Source organism: Alcanivorax sp. NBRC 101098 (assembly GCF_001010505.1).
GTDB lineage: Bacteria > Pseudomonadota > Gammaproteobacteria > Pseudomonadales > Alcanivoracaceae > Alcanivorax > Alcanivorax borkumensis.
Genome location: NZ_AP014613.1, coordinates 1,691,703 through 1,711,566, shown reverse-complemented (window position 1 = coordinate 1,711,566; position 19,864 = coordinate 1,691,703). Strand labels below are relative to the sequence as shown.

The window sequence follows — 19,864 nt, the reverse complement described above, 5'->3', positions numbered from 1 at the left end:
ATATTTGCTATTAAGTGGGGATTTTTTGCAGTCGACGGAGTAGCGAAGAGGTGTCCCAGCGGCCGCCGCCCATGGACTGAATCTCACGGTAAAAGTCGTTTATTTGTTCAGTGATGGGCAAGGGTGTGCCGTTTCGAACCGCTTCGCGCAGAGAGATATCCAAGTCTTTTCGCATCCAATCCACCGCAAAACCGTGCTCATACTGGTCGTCGATCATGGTCTCGTGGCGGTTCACCATTTGCCAGGAGCCGGCGGCCCCCTGGCTGATGGTTTCGAAGACTTTGTTGGCATCAAGGCCCGCATTAAGAGCGAAAGCGAGTCCTTCAGCGAGCCCTTCTACCAGCCCGGCCACGCAAATTTGGTTGACCATCTTGGTTAGCTGGCCACTGCCTGCCGGGCCCATCAGATTGATGGCTTTGCCGTAATGTTGCAGCGTTGGCAGTACCCGCTGATAGGTGGCTTCGTCTCCGCCACACATGATCGATAATTGGCCGTTCTGTGCACCCTGTTGGCCCCCAGACACCGGGGCATCGAGAAAATAACTGCCTTGTTTGCGACTGGCGGCATCAAGTTCGCGGGCCACTTCTGCACTGGCGGTGGTGTGATCCACAAGAACAGCGCCCTTGGCGAGAGTTTGCATAACCCCGTCATCACCAAGGGTGACTTGGCGTAGATCGTTATCGTCTCCGACGCAAATAAAGACCAGATCCGCATGCCGTGCGGCGTCTGCGGGGGAGGGCGCGTGACTGCCTGGGTAATCGCGCGTCCACTGTTGCGCTCGTTGGGCCGTGCGGTTGTAAACGGTCATGGCAATGCCTGCTTCGGCCAGGTGGCCAGCCATGGGGTAGCCCATGGTGCCAAGGCCGATAAAAGCCGCGTTTAGTGTGCTCATTGTTTGTTGGCTCCATCGTGGACTGTTGCAGTGGGTGTGCCGGGCAGGGTGAAGGCGGCGAAGCGAGGTTCGGTGAGGCTGCCCAGGTACAGGGTGTTACCGTGTTGCTCCGCGCTGGTGATGGGAGCGAAAGCGCTGTCGCTGTTATCTTGCAGGTTGTGAGTGACTTGCCCTTGCTCATCAAGGCCGAGTACAAAGCCGTGGGCTACTGTTTGGGGTTGCAGAAAGCTGGGCATGCGCAAGGCGACTTTGCGAAGCAGAGGCTTGTCGGAGAGGCTGTCGAGAATGGCACTGCGGGGGCTGAATAGGGCAAGCCAGAAAGTGCCTTCGCCGTTCGCCGAAATGCCATCAGGGATGCCGGGCAGGTTGTCCATAAAGATATCGTGGCTGCCGGCTTTCTCCCCTTTGAGCCAGTAGCGAACGATGCGGTAGTTGCCTGTTTCGGTAACCAGTACGAAGTCTTCATTCTGGGAAAGGGCGATGCCGTTGGCGAACTGCAGGCCGTCAAGTAACACTTCGGCCTGTTCTGTATTCGGGTCATAACGCAACAGCCGCCCGTGGCCGCCGTGCTCCATGATGTCGTCGCGGGCGTGCATGGCGGGGCCAAATTTGCTGGAGGCATCGGAGAAATAGGCGATACCGTTGCTATCCACGTCCACATCATCGGTGAAGCGGTAGTCCAGACCATTGGCGCTGGTACTCAATATGGTGATGGCGCCACTAGCACTGACACTCAAGAGCCCTTTGTAACCATCGGCAACGATGAGGTCTCCGGAGGGGGAAAAATCCAATCCAAGAGGGCGCCCTTCAGTATTGGCAATCAAGTCAGGGTTTTGGCCGTTTGGGTCGAAACGAACGATGCGGCCATCGTCATAGCCCACGTATAGGTAACCATCATTATTGATAGCCACGTCCTCCGGACCAGTGCCCTGATCTTCGCCGATGATTTTGCTGTTGCGAAGGGCGGTGTTAGTGGCGAAGGGACCATCCAGAGCTGGGGCTTTCGGCGCCTGCCAAGCAACAGGCTCTATGCTGACGGGCCAGAATAAAAGGTAGGCGGCCAGGGTAACAATAACGGCAAGGGCGATGATTTTTTTCATTATTAGGTCTGCATTGGTTAGCGAGCGAGGCCCTGATGCTTGCATGCACGGCGCGGCCACGCAAATGCAAGATGTTAATCATTGGCAATAAACGTGGCTAGGATAGTGGGAAAAATCTGTTTCGCTAAAGGACGCTTCATGCACCGTGAGTATTGGGTTTCATGTTCAGTGGCGAATGGATGTTAATGATGGGGTGCAAGGTCGATTAGCGGCAGCGTAAATTATGTAATTTCTATGTTTGCAGGCGCGTTTTTTAGTGAATTTTGGAAGAATATTTTTCAGGTTGATGTGTCTGCAGGCACAAAAAAAACCGCCCGAAGGCGGTTTTTTTTGTCGGGCGATAGCGAAGCGCTTATTTGCGCTCGTTGACCGGAACGAATGAACGTTCGGCTTCGCCGGTGTACAGCTGACGCGGACGACCAATCTTGTACGGGTTGGAGATCATTTCGTTCCAGTGTGCAATCCAGCCAACGGTGCGAGACAGGGCAAAGATTACGGTGAACATGGAAGTGGGAATTCCAATCGCTTTCAAGATGATGCCGGAGTAGAAGTCCACGTTGGGGAACAACTTTTTCTCTTTAAAGTAGGGGTCATTTAGGGCGATCTCTTCCAGCTTCATGGCCAGCGCCAGCTGCGGATCATTTACGCCCAGTTCGGCCAATACTTCGTGGCAAGATTCGCGCATCACGGTGGCACGGGGGTCATAATTTTTGTAAACGCGATGGCCGAAGCCCATCAGCTTGAACGGGTCGTTCTTGTCTTTTGCTTTGGCGATGTAGGCGTCGATGTTATCCAGTGAGCCGATTTCATCAAGCATGTTCAGTACGGCTTCGTTAGCGCCGCCGTGTGCCGGGCCCCACAGGGCAGAAATGCCCGCAGCAATACAGGCGAACGGGTTGGCGCCAGAGGAACCAGCCAAGCGTACGGTGGAGGTGGAGGCGTTCTGCTCGTGATCAGCGTGCAGGATAAAAATACGGTCCATGGCCTTGGCCAGGGTCGGGCTGATCTTGGATTCTTCACAGGGGTTGCCGAACATCATATGCAGAAAGTTTTCCGCATAACCCAAGTCGTTGCGTGGGTACATGAAAGGCTGGCCCAAAGCGTACTTATAGCACATGGCCGCGATGGTAGGCATCTTGGCGATCAGACGGTACGCAGTGATTTCACGGTGCTCAGGATTGTTGATGTCCAGAGAGTCGTGGTAGAAGGCGGACAGGGCGCCCACTACGCCACACATGATGGCCATGGGGTGCGCATCACGGCGGAAACCGTTGAAGAAATTACGAATCTGCTCGTGCACCATGGTGTGGTTTTTCACCGTGCTGACAAACTTTTCTTTCTGTTCTGCGGTGGGCAGTTCGCCGTACAGCAGGGTGTAGCACACTTCCAGATATTCAGACTGACCTGCTAGCTCCTCGATAGAGTAGCCGCGGTGCAGAAGTTTACCCACTTCACCATCGATAAAGGTGATTTTGGATTCACAGGAAGCGGTAGAGGTGAAACCCGGGTCGAAAGTAAAGACGCCGTTGGCTACCAGTTTGGACACGTCGATAACGTCGCGGCCCAGAGTAGGGGTGTAGATCGGCAGGTCCAGGTCCTGACCCTCTACCTTGAGAGTGGCTTTCTTCTCGGTCATGGGAATCTCTCCATTGGCGGACGAGGGAACGTTCCTCAAGGTAAGGAAGGTCCTCCAAAACGCGGGGGAAGGTAAGGTTTTGACACACCTTTGTCAACGCGCAAGGGCGAACCAGTGGCTCAGACTTTTGTAAGGTAAACAGCTTGTTACGCCGCAGTGGCGTTTTTGCTTTAGCATGGTGCAACAGAATTTAATGACGTTCACATCGGGTGCATCATTGTAAATCAAGGCGTTAGCCGGTGCTTGCACAATAATTGTCACCCGCAGCGTTTGTTTTGCGCAAGTCGCGGCGATATACTGCCGCCCGGCAGAAACCTCCTGCTGGGGGTTTCACACGGGCCCACCCCGGCCCGGGCAGATTATTAAGATCAGGCTTCACGTTCTGATCTCAATGACTCTGCTAAGTTCCCGACAACCGCCTCTTAACTGAGGCCCGGCTATAAGTAGGCTACCGTGAACGATAAGCGACCCGTAAACCTCGATCTGAGCACGATCAAGTTCCCGGTCACGGCTATAGCATCTATCACTCACCGCGTAACGGGTGTTGCCATTTTCTTGGCACTACCCATTCTGCTGTGGATGTTGGATCGCTCCCTGACGTCTCCCGAGAGCTTTGCGGACCTGAAAGAACTGATGATGACCTCACTGCTGGTGAAACTGGTGGTATGGGCCATTCTGTCTGTATTGCTGTATCACCTAGTGGCGGGTATTCGTCACCTGATTATGGATGCCGGAGTTGGTGAAAGCTTAGAAGGCGGCCGTCGTGGCGCCAAACTGACTTTCCTCATTTCTGTGGTATTGATTTTGCTGGTAGGAGGCTGGATATGGTAACCAGTGTAACGAGCCTGGGGCGTAATGGCCTGTATGACTGGCTGATTCAGCGAGTTTCCGCTGTCATCATCGGTGTCTATATGATCGGCATGCTGGGCTACCTGATCACAGTGGGTGACCTTGACTACAGCAGCTGGAAAGCCTTCATGGGATCTATCTGCATGCAGATAGCCAATACCTTGCTGGTAATTTCTGTCGTTGCACATACCTGGGTTGGTGTGTGGGGCGTAACCACTGACTACCTGACTAGCCTGACCTTTGGTAAAGCGGCTACCGGTGTTCGCTTGATTGCCCAGGTGGCAATTGCATTGGCGCTGGTTGTTTACCTGCTGTGGGGTCTTGTTTTGATCTGGGGAGGGGCGTAAGCCATGTCTATTCGCACTATTACGTTTGACGCTATCGTCGTAGGTGGTGGTGGTGCAGGTATGCGCGCCTCACTGCAAATGGCTCAGTCCGGTTTTAAGACTGCGCTGATTTCTAAGGTTTTTCCAACGCGTTCTCACACGGTATCCGCCCAGGGTGGTATTACCTGTGCAATTGCCTCCTCCGATCCTAATGACGATTGGCGCTGGCACATGTACGACACCGTGAAAGGTTCCGACTATATCGGTGACCAAGACGCGATCGAGTACATGTGTAATGTGGGTCCGGAAGCGGTGTATGAGCTGGACCACATGGGTCTGCCATTTTCCCGTACCGAAGAAGGCCGTATTTATCAGCGTCCTTTCGGCGGCCAGTCGAAGAACTTTGGTGAAGGTGGCCAGGCAGCACGTACCTGTGCGGCCGCTGACCGTACCGGCCATGCGCTGCTGCACACGCTCTACCAGCAGAACCTGAAGAACGGCACCCAGTTCTACAATGAGTGGTATGCGGCTGAGCTGGTAAAAGACGCTCACGGCAATGTTTGTGGCGTGATTGCCATCGACATCGAGTCCGGCGAGACCGTGTTCTTCAAAGCCAAGGCAACGGTATTTGCCACCGGAGGTTCTGGCCGTATCTATGCCTCTACCACCAATGCCTTGATTAACACTGGTGACGGTGTGGGCATGGCCCTACGTGCGGGCTTGCCGGTGCAGGACATCGAAATGTGGCAGTTCCACCCCACCGGCATCGCTGGTGCTGGTGTGCTGGTAACCGAAGGTTGCCGGGGCGAGGGGGGTTACCTGATCAACAAGGATGGCGAACGTTTCATGGAGCGTTATGCTCCAAACGCCAAAGATCTGGCGTCCCGTGACGTTGTTGCGCGTTCCATGATGATGGAAATCTTGGACGGCCGTGGCGATGGCCCGGATGGTGATCACGTTTACCTGAAGCTTGATCATCTTGGCGAAGAAGTGCTGCATAGCCGCCTGCCGGGTATCTGTGAGCTTGCTATTACCTTCGCGCAAACTGATCCGGTGAAAGAGCCGATCCCGGTTGTACCTACCTGTCATTACATGATGGGCGGCATTCCCACCAATGTTCACGGCCAGGCGCTCAAGCTGACCGGTGGCCATGAAGGCGAAGAACAGTTCGTGAACGGTTTGTTCGCAGTGGGTGAAGTGGCCTGTGTATCCGTACATGGCGCCAACCGCTTAGGTGGTAACTCGTTGCTGGATCTGGTGGTCTTTGGTCGTGCGGCGGGTCTGTACATTGAAGATGCTCTGCGTCAGGGCATGACGCAATACGAGCCGCGTGATGCAGACATTGATGAGGCCCTTTCCCGGGTTCGTCGTTGGGATGACTCCAAAGGTGGCGAGTCTGTCTCCGCACTGCGCAAAGAGCTGCAGAGTGTGATGCAGAATCACTTTGGTGTGTTCCGCAAGGGCGACCTGATGGCCGAAGGTGTAGCTAAGCTGGCCGATCTGCGTGAGCGGATTGCCAACGCGCACTTGGATGACAAGAGCAAGCCATTCAACACCGCGCGCATTGAAGCGCTGGAGCTGGATAACTTGCTGGAAGTGGCGGAAGCGACTGCCATCGCCGCGGAAGGCCGCACCGAAAGTCGTGGTGCGCATTCTCGCTACGATTACCCGGATCGCGATGATGAGAACTGGCTTTGCCACTCCATCTTCGACCCCACAGCCAAAAAGCTGGGCAAGCGCGACGTGAACTTCAAACCGAAGACCGTTGATACTTTCCAGCCCAAGGCGCGGACCTACTAAGGGGAGCTAACGATGAAAGTCAGTATCTATCGCTACAATCCGGAAACGGATCGCGAACCGAGTATGAAGGAATACGAGGTCGATACCCAAGGTAAAGACCTCATGGTTCTGGATATCCTTGCTTTGGTAAAAGAGCAGGATGAGTCCATGTCTTACCGTCGCTCCTGTCGTGAAGGGGTATGCGGTTCCGACGGCATGAACATGAACGGCAAGAACGGTTTGGCGTGTATCACTCCGCTGTCTCAGGTGGCGCCAGGTGTTCTGGAAGGTAAGAAGCCATTGATCTTGCGCCCGTTGCCGGGCCTGCCGGTGATTCGCGACTTGGTCGTAGACATGGGCATGTTCTATAGCCAGTACGAAAAAGTGCAGCCGTACCTGCAGAATAGCTCGCCGGCTCCGGCCATTGAGCGCCTGCAGAGCCCGGAAGAGCGTGAAAAGCTGGATGGTCTGTACGAGTGTATTCTCTGTGCGTGCTGTTCAACCAGCTGTCCGAGCTTCTGGTGGAACCCGGATAAGTTCCTGGGGCCGGCTGCCTTGTTGCAAAGCTATCGCTTCTTGGCGGATAGTCGCGACACGGTGACCGAAGAGCGTCTGTCTAAACTGGACGACCCCTTTAGTCTGTTCCGCTGCCACGGCATCATGAACTGCGTCAGCGTTTGTCCGAAAGGATTGAACCCGACCCGGGCCATTGGCCATATCCGCTCAATGTTGTTGGAGCGGGGCATCTGATCCGAACGAAGAAGGCGACCTTACTGGTCGCCTTTTTTGTATCTGGAGCATTTGAAATGTCGTTTTTTTTGTCTATTCGACTTTTCGCCAATTGCAGAAACATTCGGAAAGAGTCATAAGTTAATTTATGAATTCGGTGCCTAACAAAACCGAATTAAAAGGGATACACTAGCTAGCAGTTCGGGGTAATCCCTCGACGAGAGGTAGCAGGCTTCTACCCAGACCCGACTCGGTATGGGTGAGATAGAGTGCTGCATCTTATGGGTGGAACAGGGCTTAAAAGGCGTTGTTCCGAAATACGAGCGTACGGGAACAGGGTCGCCCCCCTGTGGTCGCAGTTACTCATGCCACAGAGTGTGACAACCTCCCGCCGAAGGAACGAGCTAACATGCAAGACAGTTCCATGCAGCGCCAATGGCAGTCCTCCCATATTGGGGGAGCCAACGCTGCCTATGTCGATGAACTGTACGAATCCTACCTGACCGATCCTAATTCCGTGCCGGAAGACTGGCGCGTTTATTTCGAAAAACTCCCCAGTGTTGATGCCGCCGTCGAATCAGACGTGCCCCACGCCGCCGTGCGTGAATACTTCTTGCTGCAGGCGAAGAACCGGTCGCGTGTGCAGAAGTTTGGTGCCGGTGCTGTCAGTACGGAGCACGAGCGTCGTCAGGTCCGCGTGCTGCATTTGATTGCAGCCTACCGAAATCGAGGCCACCAAGTGGCCAAGCTGGATCCGCTGGGCATTATGGAGCGCGAGTCCGTTCCAGATTTGGAGTTGGCGCATCATGGCCTCAGCACGGCTGATCTGGATACGGTATTTCAAACGGGTAACCTTTTTATCGGTAAACCCGAAACCACCCTCCGCGATATTGTCGACTGCCTGACCAGTACTTACTGCTCCAGCGTGGGTGCTGAGTACATGCACATGGTCAACACCGCTGAAAAGCGCTGGCTGCAGCAACGAATGGAAGGGGTGCGTTGTCATCCAGAATATGGCGCTGATATTAAGAAACATATCCTCGAGCGATTGTCTGCCGCTGAGGGCCTGGAAAAATATTTGGGCAGTAAATATCCAGGCACCAAACGTTTCGGTCTTGAAGGTGGTGAATCTCTAATTCCTCTGATGGATGAAATTATCCAGCGAGTGGGTAGTTACGGCGCCAAAGAGCTGGTCATTGGCATGGCCCACCGGGGCCGTTTGAACGTGCTGGTGAATACCCTGGGCAAAAGCCCGAAAGATTTGTTCGAAGAGTTTGATGGCAAGAGCTTTAACGAAAATGGCTCCGGTGATGTGAAATACCATCAGGGCTTCTCGTCCAACGTACAGACGTCTGGCGGTGAAGTGCACTTGGCCATGGCCTTCAATCCCTCTCATCTGGAAATTGTGGCGCCTGTTGTAGAAGGCTCGGTACGGGCTCGTCAGGATCGTCGTGAAGATGAGGGTGGAGAACAGGTGGTGCCGATTCTGTTGCATGGCGATGCGGCATTTGCAGGCCAGGGTGTGGTTATGGAGACATTCCAGATGTCTCAGACCCGCGGTTTTCATACTGGCGGTACTTTGCACGTGATCATCAACAACCAGGTGGGCTTCACCACCAGTCGTCGTGATGATGCCCGTTCTACCGAGTATTGCACCGATGTAGCAAAAATGGTGCAGGCACCCATTTTCCATGTAAATGCAGATGATCCAGAAGCGGTCTACTTCGTCACTCAGCTAGCGGTGGATTACCGCATGCAGTTTAAGAAGGATGTGGTGATTGATTTGTTCTGCTATCGCCGGTCGGGGCATAACGAGGCGGATGAACCGTCCTCTACTCAGCCGATGATGTACAAGAAAATCAAAAGCCATCCGACCACTCGAACTCTGTATGCAGAGAAGCTGATCAACGAAAAAGTGATCAGTGAGCAGGAAGCTCAGAAAACGGTGGATGATTACCGGGATATGCTTGATGCCGGTAATCATGTGGTCAAATCCCTAGTAAGAGAGCCGAACAAGGCTTTATTTGTGGATTGGTCTCCATATATTGGCCACCAGGTTGAGGATGACTGGGACACGACCTATTCATTGAAGAAGCTGCAGGATTTGGCTACACGCCTGGAAACACCGCCTGAAGGCGTTGTGGTTCAGCGTCAGGTGAAAAAAATCCTCGAAGATCGCCGCAAAATGACAGCAGGTGCCTTGCCGCTGAACTGGGGCTACGGCGAAACCATGGCCTATGCGACGTTGCTTGATCAGGGTTTTGCTATTCGCCTAACGGGTCAGGATAGTGGCCGTGGCACTTTTTCCCACCGCCATGCGGTGCTGCATAACCAGAAAAACGGTGAGCAGTATGTACCACTACAGCATCTTTACGACGGGCAACCGCGTTTCGACATTTACGATTCGCTGCTATCTGAAGAAGCGGTGCTGGGTTATGAGTACGGTTACGCTACGACTACGCCTAAGTCATTGGTGATTTGGGAAGCCCAGTTTGGTGATTTCGCCAACGGTGCCCAGGTGGTGATTGACCAGTTCATTTCTTCTGGTGAAGCCAAGTGGGGGCGTTTGTGTGGCTTAACCATGCTGCTTCCTCACGGCTATGAGGGCCAAGGGCCGGAGCATTCCTCCGCACGCCTGGAGCGTTTTCTGCAACTGTGCGCTGAGCACAACATGCAAGTGTGCGTGCCGAGTACTCCCGGCCAAATTTACCACCTATTGCGTCGTCAGGCAGTACGCCCTCTGCGCAAGCCGTTAGTGGTGATGAGTCCGAAGAGTTTGCTGCGTCACAAGAAGGCGACGTCCTCCCTGGAAGATCTGGCCCACGGCACCTTCCATTCGGTGTTGGATGATCTGGCGGATCTGGATAGCAAAAAAATTAAACGAGTGGTGATGTGCTCCGGCAAGGTTTATTACGACTTGTTGGAAAAACGTGATAGTGATGACCTGATTGACACGGCACTGGTGCGTATCGAGCAGCTGTATCCGTTCCCGGAACAGCGCTTGCAGGAAATCCTTGAGGGGTACCCTAACCTGGAACATCTGGTTTGGTGTCAGGAAGAGCCCAAGAATCAGGGCGCCTGGTATTGCTCCCAGCACCATATGTACCGTGTAGCGCAGAAAGCGGGCGTGGGGCCTGTGCATTATGCTGGCCGCGATATGGCGGCCGCCCCAGCGGCGGGTTCAATGTCACTGCACGTGGAACAACAGCAGCGTCTGGTTCAGGACGCCTTCGAGATTAAGTAACAGTAAGGATTAGGCATGGCGACTGATATCAAAGCTCCACAGTTTCCCGAATCAGTAGCAGACGGCACCGTGGCCACCTGGCACAAGCAGGAAGGCGAAGCGGTGAAGCGTGACGAGCTGCTGGTAGATATTGAAACCGACAAAGTTGTGCTGGAAGTAGTCGCACCCGCTGACGGCGTGGTCAGTAAGATCATGGCGGCAGAGGGTGAGACCGTGGAAAGCCAGCAAGTGCTGGGTACCTTCGATGAAGGCGCCAGCGGCAGTGCCGGCAGTAGTAATGACAAGCCCGCAGAAACGGATACTAAAGAAGCATCAGCGGATCATAAAGAGGATGCAAAGTCAGAGAGTGCGGACAATTCTGCCGATGACGATGATAGTTCCGGTGATCAGGCGGGGCCTGCCGCTCGTAAGCTGATGAGCGAGCATGGTATTGCTGCAGACCAAGTTAAAGGCACCGGTCGTGGTGGTCGCATCACCAAAGGGGATGTTGAAAAAGTCATCACCGACAAGGCGCAAAAACGTGCCAATCAGCCCGCCCCGCAACAACCGGCCACCCTTGATGTGCCAGGCGCTCCAGGCGAGCGTGAAGAGCGCAGAGTTCCAATGACTCGCTTGCGTAAGCGTATTGCTGAGCGTTTGGTATCGGCTCAACAGGACTCCGCAATGTTGACCACCTTTAACGAGGTCAACATGAAACCGATCATGGATATGCGTAAGCATTACCAGCCGGAATTCGAGAAAGCCCATAACGTGCGCCTTGGCTTCATGGGCTTCTTTACCCGGGCTTGCGTGGAAGCGCTGAAACGTTTCCCAGCAGTTAATGCGTCTATTGACGGTGAAGATATCGTTTATCACGGCTACTACGACGTGGGCGTGGCGGTTTCTACTGAGCGAGGCTTGGTTGTGCCGGTGCTACGTGACGCAGACCAGAAAGGTCTGGCGGAAGTGGAGTCACAGATCATCGAATATGGTCAGAAGGCCCAAAAGGGCAAGCTATCCATTGAAGAGATGACTGGTGGCACGTTTACCATTTCCAACGGTGGGGTGTTTGGTTCGTTGATTTCCACACCGATTCTTAACCCGCCGCAGACGGCCATTCTGGGGATGCACAAGATCCAGGAAAGGCCTATGGCAGTGGACGGTAAAGTGGAAATCCTGCCGATGATGTATTTGGCCTTATCCTACGATCACCGCCTCATCGATGGTAAGGAAGCGGTGCAATTCTTGGTTGCCGTGAAGAACTTTATCGAGGACCCGGCGCGGCTGTTGCTGGATATCTGAATGTATGCCTGCGTACTTCATGCTGCAGCACACCCCTAAAGCGTGGTGGCTGCGGTATGAAGCTTGACCGCGATAGAAGGAATTAGATTATGGCTGACAACTATGACGTCATCATCATTGGTGGTGGTCCGGGTGGCTATGTGGCTGCGATCCGGTGTGCGCAACTGGGCCTGAATACTGCCTGCATTGAAAAGCGCATTAATAAGCAAGATGAGCCGGCTTTGGGGGGGACCTGTTTGAATGTAGGCTGTATCCCCTCTAAGGCGTTGCTGGATTCTTCTTGGAAGTACCACGAAACCGAGTCCTCACTGGCTGATCACGGTATTAACATCAAGGGTGCAGAGCTGGACCTGGATACCATGCTTAAGCGCAAAGATACCATTGTGAGAAACCTCACTGGCGGTATCGCGCAATTGTTCAAGGCCAACAAGGTGACCTGGTTACAGGGCACAGGCCAGCTGAAAAGTGGAAAGCAGGTTGAGTTTCAGCCGTTGGATGGCGATGTCCAAACACTACAGGCAGAGCATGTAATTCTGGCGGCAGGCTCAGTGCCGGTAGATATTCCTGTGGCTCCTGTTGATCAAGAAATCATTGTTGATTCCACTGGTGCGCTGGAATTTGATGCTGTACCGAAACGCCTTGGTGTGATTGGCGCGGGCGTGATTGGTCTTGAGCTGGGAAGCGTTTGGGCTCGACTTGGCAGTGAAGTCGTCGTGCTGGAGGCTGTAGATGCCTTCCTGCCGGCTGTGGATAAACAAATTGCCAAAGATGCCCAAAAGCAGTTTGCCAAGCAGGGTCTAGATATTCGTCTGGGGGCCCGTGTCACTGGTTCTGAGGTGAAAAAGGATCAGGTAGTGGTCCGTTATAGCGACAAGGACGGAGAGAACGAAGAAACCTTCGACCGGTTGATTGTTGCTGTGGGTCGCCGCCCCTATACCGAAGGCCTGCTCAGTCAGGACGCCGGGGTGACCTTGGACGAGCGCAACTATATTTATGTCGATAACCAGTGTCGTACCGACGTTCCCGGGGTTTACGCCATCGGTGATCTGGTGCGAGGCCCTGCCTTGGCTCACAAGGCCATTGAAGAAGGCGTGATGGTGGCTGAAGTGATCATGGGAGAAAGTACCCAAGTGAACTATGACGCTGTCCCCGGTGTGATTTATACCCACCCGGAACTGGCCTGGGTTGGTAAGACCGAAGAGGAAGCGAAGGATTCTGGCGACGCTTACAAGACCGGAGCGGTACCTTTTGCCGCCAATGGGCGCGCCATGGCTGCCGGCGAAACCGGTGGCATGGTGAAGTTTGTGGCGGATGAAAAAACCGACCGCATTCTGGGGATGCACGTGGTAGGCCCTCAGGCGTCCGAACTGATTCAGCAAGGCGTTATAGCCATGGAGTTTGGGGCTACCGTAGAGGACTTGCAGCTGATGGTGTTTGGTCATCCAAGCCTGTCAGAAACCGTTCATGAAGCAGCCTTGGCCACAGACTTTAAAGCAATCCATGTGGCGCAGCGTCGTCGCAAAAAGTAACGATATTTGAATGGCCGCGATAACGGCGCTTGAACAGGGCGCCACTAATTCATTGATGATGGAAGTATTGGCATGAATCTCCATGAATATCAGTCAAAACAGCTTTTTGCTGATTATGGGTTGCCAGTCTCTACCGGCTTTGCCTGTGATACCCCGGAAGAGGTTGCAGCAAAGGCGAAAGAGATCGGCGGTGACAAGTGGGTCGTAAAAGCGCAAGTGCACGCTGGGGGCCGAGGTAAAGCTGGCGGTGTAAAGCTGGTGGATACACCGGAAGACGCCGCTGCCTTTGCAAAGAAGTGGCTGGGCAAGCAGTTAGTGACCTTTCAGACCGACGAACATGGTCAGCCGGTATCAAAGATTCTGGTAGAAACCTGCACGGATATTGCTAAAGAACTGTATCTGAGCGCAGTGCTGGACCGTGCTAGCCGTCGTGTTGTGTTCATGGCTTCCACCGAAGGTGGCGTGGATATCGAAACGGTTGCAGAAGAAACCCCGGAAAAAATCCTCAAGGCAGAGATTGATCCGCTGGTAGGTGCACAGCCCTATCAGGCCCGTGAGATCGCATTTAAGTTGGGTCTAGAAGGCAAACAGGTCAATCAGTTCGCCAAGATCTTCGTGGGTCTGGCAAAGCTGTTTGTTGACAAAGATCTGGCGCTGATCGAAGTGAACCCGCTGGTGATCACTGACACCGGTGACCTGCACTGCTTGGATGCCAAAATCAACGTCGATGGCTCGGCGTTATATCGCCATCCGGACATCAAAGCCCTAGACGATCCCAGCCAGGAAGATGAGCGCGAGCGTCGCGCTGCAGAATGGGATCTGAACTACGTCGCTCTAGAGGGCAACATCGGTTGTATGGTGAACGGTGCAGGTCTAGCCATGGGCACCATGGATTTGGTGAAGTTGAAGGGCGGTGCGCCGGCCAACTTCCTAGACGTGGGTGGTGGCGCCACCAAAGAGCGTGTTACCGAAGCGTTTAAGATCATTCTCTCCGATGATCAAGTAAAGGGCGTTCTGGTGAACATTTTTGGTGGTATCGTTCGTTGCGATTTGATCGCTGAAGGTATTATCGGCGCCGTGGAAGAAGTGGGCGTAACGGTTCCTGTTGTGGTGCGCTTGGAGGGCAACAATGCGGAGCTGGGTTCCCAGAAGCTGGCAGAAAGTGGCATGAACATCATTGCCGCACAAAGTTTTGATGATGCTGCCGAGCAGGTAGTGAAAGCAGTGGGAGGTGCCGCATGAGCGTATTGATCGACAAAAACACCAAGGTTATCTGCCAGGGTTTCACTGGTAGCCAGGGCACGCTTCACTCTGAACAGGCCATTGAATACGGCACCCAGATGGTGGGTGGTGTAACGCCGGGTAAAGGCGGTCAAACGCATTTGGGTTTGCCGGTGTTTAACACTGTGGCAGAAGCCGTTGCCGAAACCGGGGCCACTGCCAGCGTAATTTACGTGCCTGCACCGTTCTGCAAGGACTCCATTCTGGAAGCCGCAGACGCCGGCATCGAGCTGATCGTCTGCATTACCGAAGGGGTTCCTGCTCTGGATATGCTTTTCGTCAAAGAGTATATCTCCCGCAAAGATGGCATTCGTCTGATCGGGCCGAATTGCCCAGGGGTCATTACTCCTGGTGAGTGCAAAATCGGGATTATGCCGGGCCATATTCATACGCCTGGTAAGGTCGGCATTGTGTCCCGTTCCGGCACCCTGACCTATGAAGCAGTCAACCAAACTACCAAGTTGGGCTTTGGTCAATCTTCTTGTATTGGTATTGGCGGTGACCCGATTCCGGGGATGACATTCATTGATGCGCTGGAGTTGTTCCAGAATGATCCGCAGACCGAAGCCATTGTTATGGTGGGTGAAATTGGCGGTACCGCAGAAGATGAAGCGGCGGCCTATATTAAAGAGCATGTGACCAAGCCTGTGGTGAGCTACATTGCGGGTGTTACCGCTCCGGCGGGTAAGCGTATGGGGCATGCTGGGGCGATTATTGCCGGTGGTAAAGGTACCGCTGACGAAAAATTCGCAGTGCTGGAGGCGGCAGGAGTGAAGACTGTGCGTAACCCGGCAGAGATTGGCAAGGCTGTGAAAGAAGCGACTGGCTGGTAAGTTCGTCGCAAGCGTTTTAAAAAAAGCCGGCCTATAGCCGGCTTTTTTTTTATGGGCTTTAGTGGAGGCGATCGTCGTCCAGCTCAAAGGACTCGTACTCATTGAGTTCCTTCTTCAGGCGTCGCTCTTCCAGCCGTTCTTCAATGCGGTGGCGCATGTCCATGTTGACAGAGCGGCTGCGAGCGCTGCGCTCCTCCTGCTCATCCTCTTCAATGTTGTCATCAAGGATATCGAAATCTTCGTTCATCAGCAGATCTTCCGAATCAAGGTCTTGCTCATTACCACGATGGTTACTCATGGTGGCCTCCTTCCTGACCTCCTCAAACAACCTGTTATGCGAATCAATCGGGTCCGGGTCTTCGGTTTCCCAATGTCCTCAGCGCTTGTATATCTCGTGATTTTGGGGCTTACAAGTTTTTTTTCTTTTTCAATGATGAGTGGCGCTGAAAGGATGAGCGGAAGGTCTGTTTGTGGGCGAATAAGTACTTGCAGCGGGTCGTTTCGGAAGGCTAAATGTGATGCATGTCATAGCCCTGAACCTGATAGGAAAAACAATAACTTAAGTGCTGGAATGCCTGCAGAAGGCTTTGTAGAGTGAGAAGATGTTCGCCGCCTATCGATAGCGTGTGGGCTCATGGAGAAAATAATAATATGGCAGAACTGCTGATCATTGTTGGGGTAAGCGCACTTATTATCGCTACGCTAGGTTTGATGCATGAAGCTGGTAGCAGGGGCCACAGCCCGCTTTTTTTTCTGCTGCCTATGGTCAGCTTTGGGCAGGTGCAAAGTCACTGGGAATATTACCGATGGTGGGCGCTGGCTCGTGTGGGTGCGGTGCTAACCACGGCAGTGGGTGTTGGCTTGTTAGTGATGACTGGTGGCCTAGCGGGAGATATCGCAGTCCAGCCGATGTCGAGTCAGAGTGGCCAGGTCTTGCGTGGCGAGAAGAAGGCAAGCAGTACCGCTTTTGTTTCCTCGGAAGAGGCGGCGTTACTGGTTGTTGAGGGCCAGGGCAAGCGCCTCACAGGCCGCCTGCATGGCGAACCTTTTCGCTACGATCGCGTCGCTCTCATTGATGGGGTGTTGACGCTTAGTCAGGGCGAAGGATTTCTTGCGGATTTGGAAGTGCGTGTTCTTCTAGGCTGGAATCCAGAAGATATTACCGAACGCAAGACACTGATCGTTGGTCCATCTGATGAGGGCGCTCCGGTGGCCCATTTGTCTTGGAAACCGCAAGGCAAGGATTACCCTGAAACCCGAATTTTCGAAGGTGGCTACCGCATGGAGTTGGCGCTGGCGCCACTGGATACAGGTCAGCTCTCCGGTTCGATTGTGCTGGTTATGCCGGACAGTTTTAAAAGTTATCTAAGCGGGAATTTTACCGCCCACACTAATCACCTACGTTATCGCAACGGTGAGGTTGATCTGTACTTCGATCATGAAGACACCCTCGCTTATGTAGCGGAGGAGTTTCTGAAAACCCAGTTCCCACAGGGGGCTTTGCTCCATGTTCAGACTAAGCATGCGACCTTGCACCGGGCCGAGAAGGTGGGCCTTGTAATAGCAACGGTGGAATTAAGTAATGGAGAAGTTCAAGAGCGCAAGATTCGTCTTGAAAAAGCCGATGTGGGCTGGGCTGTGGTGCCTGGGTCAATGGACACTCGGGTAACTGTTGCTCCCCAGGATCAAGGCATTAAATTAGTAGAACCTAACATTGAGACGCCAGGGGAGACACATTCAACAGCACCCGAGCCGGTCACTCTGACCTTCCCCGAGCTGGTGGCGTACGTGAACCAATTTGTGTTGCTGGAAACTATCGGTGGCCAAAAACTGGAAGGTGTACTGCGCAAGATTAGTGGCGACCGCCTCTGGCTAGTGATGAGCGTGGGTAGCGGTAATGTGGAGCGTAGCGTTGGGGCGCCGGAATTGAAATCCATGACGCTGTCATCGGGTAAGCAAGTCTTGCTGGAATCCACGGGAAGTAAATTGCCGATTAGCGCGCAGCAACAACCCAAGGTTGAGTCTGCGTCGGTGAAAAGTGTGCAACAGCGTCCAGTGTCACCGGAAACAACTGAACCAGCATCAGAAGGGCACAGTGAACTTAAAACGCTAATAGGAAAAAAAGTGGTTATTGAAGCCAGTGACGGATCGAAACGTACCGGAGTTCTGCAGTCTCTGGTCGATGATCAGCTGACCTTGAGTGTGCCGGTAGGCGCGGGCAGTATGGAGTTTTTCTACGATCTTGACAGTATTCGCCATATTGAGGCTGCGCGTTAAAGGTATTTACTACAGAGGGAAGAGGGGGCTTTGGTCGGGCATGGAACGGCAGGCCTGCATTTTTTCTTTCCTTACGTGAATTCTATGTTTGTCGCACCATACCAAAAGGGACGCTCCGTTACCGGTTACCTGGTTAGCCCCCCCTTGAAAACTATCGATTTGCCCACATTTGTTGGATCAACATTACTCGTAGGTTCAGGAGTCAGCTGTGTCAGCCGAAAAACAAACTCATGGTTTCCAGGCAGAGGTATCCCGTCTTCTGCATTTGATGATTCATTCGCTTTACAGCAATCGTGAAATTTTTTTACGTGAATTGATTTCTAATGCCTCTGATGCATGCGACAAGCTACGCTTTGAGGCACTGGATAACCCGGCTTTGCTGGAGCAGGGTGGTGAGCCCCAGATTACCCTGCGCGTGGATAAAGACGCGGGTACCCTGACGATTGCCGATAATGGTATCGGCATGAGTGAGAACGAAGTGGTAGATAATTTGGGTACCATCGCTCGGTCTGGCACGGAAAAATTCCTGGCAAATCTTAGCGGTGACCAGAAAAAAGACGCCCAGTTAATTGGCCAATTCGGGGTGGGGTTTTACTCTGCGTTTATCGTCGCCGAAACCGTTACGGTAGAAACTCGCAAGGCGGGCGAAGCCGTTAATAACGGCGTGCGCTGGGAAAGTGATGGCAAGGGCGAATTTACTGTAGAAACCGTTCCCCGTGATGAGCAGGGCACAGCGGTGATTTTGCACCTGCGTGATGATGCCAAGGATTTTCTGGATGATTTCAAAATTCGTCAGGTGATCGGCCAGTACTCTGATCATGTGGCTTTCCCTATTGTTCTGGAAACGCCGCAAGAGGGTGACAAAGACACTAAAACCGAAACCCTTAATTCCGCTACGGCTCTGTGGCAGCGGCCGCGAAGTGAGGTGACTGACGAGGAATACCAGAGCTTCTACAAACACATCAGTCATGATTTTCAGGATGCTCTGACCTGGAGCCATAACAAGGTGGAAGGCAAGCTGGAGTACACCAGTCTGCTGTATGTCCCGGCTCAAGCCCCCTTCGATTTGTATCAACGTGAAGCTAATCGTGGCCTAAAGCTATATGTTCAGCGCGTTTTCATTATGGACGATGCAGAACAGTTTCTGCCCCAATATCTGCGCTTCATTAAGGGGGTGATTGATGCACCGGATCTGCCCCTGAACGTAAGCCGCGAGTTGTTGCAGGACTACGGTCCGGTTCAGAAAATTCGGTCCGCTTTGACAAAACGTGTGCTGCAAATGCTGAAAAAACTCAGCAACGATGACAAGCAGTACGCCAAATTCTGGGCGCAGTTTGGTTCTGTAATCAAGGAAGGTGTCGCAGAAGACCGGGATAATCAGCAAAGCATTGCCGCCTTGCTACGTTTTGCCACCAGCAAAACACCAGATTCAGTGAGTACATCTTTGGATCAGTATCTGGAGAGCAAGCCTGCCGATCAGGATTGCATCTATTATCTGCTTGCCGACACTCCGTCGGCTGCACGCCAGAGCCCTCATCTGGAGGTATTCCGCAAGAAAGGCATTGAGGTACTACTGCTCAGCGATCCTGTGGATGAGTGGATGGTGGGGTATCTGGAGAGCTACAAAGAGGTGAAACTGGTCAATGCGGCTCGCGGAGAACTGGACCTTGGGGATGAGAGTGAACAGGCTAATAATGATGATCCCTTGATCCAGCGCCTTGCCGCTAGCTTAACCGAGCAGGTTGAAGCAGTCCGGGCCACTACACGGCTGGTGGATTCCCCTGCGTGCCTGGTGCTAGCAGAAGATCAGCTGGGGCCTCAAATGCGACGTATGTTGGAAGCTGCCGGGCAACCGGTGCCGGAAAATAAGCCGGTACTGGAGGTGAATCTCGATCATACCTTGCTGCAAGCGCTGACCCGCATTGAAGAAGATGAAAAATTCAATGATTTCGCTGCCTTGCTGTTAGATCAAGCAATGCTGGCGGAGGGGCAATTACCGAAAGACCCGGCGGCGACCGCGCGCCGGATGCAAGCGTTGTTATCTCAGTCAGTCTAAAAGTCGTAGCACTGACTGCTTTCGACCGTCCGCTCTACGGGACTTTACGAGG

Annotated in this window: 15 protein-coding genes; 11 read left to right on the top strand and 4 right to left on the bottom strand. The window is 53.4% G+C overall.

The genetic code is table 11. The features are described from left to right. Positions 1–10 precede the first annotated feature (10 nt). The 3 genes from AS19_RS07775 to gltA form a co-directional block, all read right to left on the bottom strand. On the bottom strand, positions 11–892 hold the full coding sequence (locus tag AS19_RS07775) for an NAD(P)-dependent oxidoreductase (protein WP_046961895.1): 882 nt from the start codon (positions 890–892) through the stop codon (positions 11–13). Then, positions 889–1,992, bottom strand: a complete 1,104-nt coding sequence (locus tag AS19_RS07770) for an SMP-30/gluconolactonase/LRE family protein (protein WP_046961894.1) — start codon at positions 1,990–1,992, stop codon at positions 889–891. The genes AS19_RS07775 and AS19_RS07770 overlap by 4 nt, the downstream gene beginning before the upstream one ends. A 352-nt stretch (positions 1,993–2,344) precedes the next feature. After that, positions 2,345–3,628, bottom strand: a complete 1,284-nt coding sequence (gene gltA, locus AS19_RS07765) for a citrate synthase (protein ID WP_011588782.1) — start codon at positions 3,626–3,628, stop codon at positions 2,345–2,347. A 453-nt stretch (positions 3,629–4,081) separates the two neighbouring features. On the opposite strand from gltA, the gene sdhC reads away from it, so the two are divergent. The 9 genes from sdhC to sucD all read left to right on the top strand — a co-directional run bounded on the left by sdhC (position 4,082) and on the right by sucD (position 15,479). Then, complete coding sequence (gene sdhC, locus AS19_RS07760) at positions 4,082–4,459, top strand: succinate dehydrogenase, cytochrome b556 subunit (RefSeq protein ID WP_011588781.1); 378 nt, start codon at positions 4,082–4,084, stop codon at positions 4,457–4,459. Then, entirely contained in the window at positions 4,453–4,824 is a 372-nt protein-coding gene (gene sdhD, locus AS19_RS07755; RefSeq protein WP_011588780.1) for a succinate dehydrogenase, hydrophobic membrane anchor protein, read from the top strand. The genes sdhC and sdhD overlap by 7 nt, the downstream gene beginning before the upstream one ends. Before the next feature lie 3 nt (positions 4,825–4,827). Then, positions 4,828–6,603, top strand: a complete 1,776-nt coding sequence (sdhA, locus tag AS19_RS07750; protein ID WP_046961893.1) for a succinate dehydrogenase flavoprotein subunit — start codon at positions 4,828–4,830, stop codon at positions 6,601–6,603. A gap of 12 nt (positions 6,604–6,615) precedes the next feature. Further along, entirely contained in the window at positions 6,616–7,332 is a 717-nt protein-coding gene (locus AS19_RS07745) for a succinate dehydrogenase iron-sulfur subunit (RefSeq protein ID WP_011588778.1), read from the top strand. Between the two features lie 388 nt (positions 7,333–7,720). Next, on the top strand, positions 7,721–10,555 hold the full coding sequence (locus AS19_RS07740) for a 2-oxoglutarate dehydrogenase E1 component (protein WP_011588777.1): 2,835 nt from the start codon (positions 7,721–7,723) through the stop codon (positions 10,553–10,555). A 15-nt stretch (positions 10,556–10,570) separates the two neighbouring features. Further along, positions 10,571–11,836 carry a 2-oxoglutarate dehydrogenase complex dihydrolipoyllysine-residue succinyltransferase gene (odhB, locus tag AS19_RS07735; RefSeq protein WP_011588776.1) on the top strand — a complete coding sequence of 422 codons (1,266 nt, stop codon included), beginning with the start codon at positions 10,571–10,573 and terminating at the stop codon, positions 11,834–11,836. Between the two features lie 89 nt (positions 11,837–11,925). Then, positions 11,926–13,365: a dihydrolipoyl dehydrogenase gene (lpdA, locus tag AS19_RS07730; RefSeq protein WP_011588775.1), complete on the top strand. Its 1,440-nt coding sequence runs from the start codon at positions 11,926–11,928 to the stop codon at positions 13,363–13,365. A 72-nt stretch (positions 13,366–13,437) separates the two neighbouring features. Then, positions 13,438–14,607 carry an ADP-forming succinate--CoA ligase subunit beta gene (gene sucC / locus AS19_RS07725; RefSeq protein WP_011588774.1) on the top strand — a complete coding sequence of 390 codons (1,170 nt, stop codon included), beginning with the start codon at positions 13,438–13,440 and terminating at the stop codon, positions 14,605–14,607. Then, positions 14,604–15,479: a succinate--CoA ligase subunit alpha gene (gene sucD / locus AS19_RS07720; RefSeq protein ID WP_011588773.1), complete on the top strand. Its 876-nt coding sequence runs from the start codon at positions 14,604–14,606 to the stop codon at positions 15,477–15,479. Before sucC ends, sucD begins: the two co-directional genes overlap by 4 nt. 58 nt (positions 15,480–15,537) lie before the next feature. Here sucD and AS19_RS07715 read toward each other — a convergent pair whose 3' ends face one another. Next, on the bottom strand, positions 15,538–15,777 hold the full coding sequence (locus tag AS19_RS07715) for a PA3496 family putative envelope integrity protein (RefSeq protein WP_011588772.1): 240 nt from the start codon (positions 15,775–15,777) through the stop codon (positions 15,538–15,540). A 353-nt stretch (positions 15,778–16,130) separates the two neighbouring features. On the opposite strand from AS19_RS07715, the gene AS19_RS07710 reads away from it, so the two are divergent. Then, complete coding sequence (locus AS19_RS07710; protein WP_041704957.1) at positions 16,131–17,756, top strand: hypothetical protein; 1,626 nt, start codon at positions 16,131–16,133, stop codon at positions 17,754–17,756. Positions 17,757–17,964: 208 nt separating this feature from the next. After that, positions 17,965–19,812, top strand: coding sequence for a molecular chaperone HtpG (gene htpG, locus AS19_RS07705; RefSeq protein ID WP_011588770.1), 1,848 nt, complete (start codon positions 17,965–17,967; stop codon positions 19,810–19,812). Positions 19,813–19,864 lie beyond the last annotated feature (52 nt).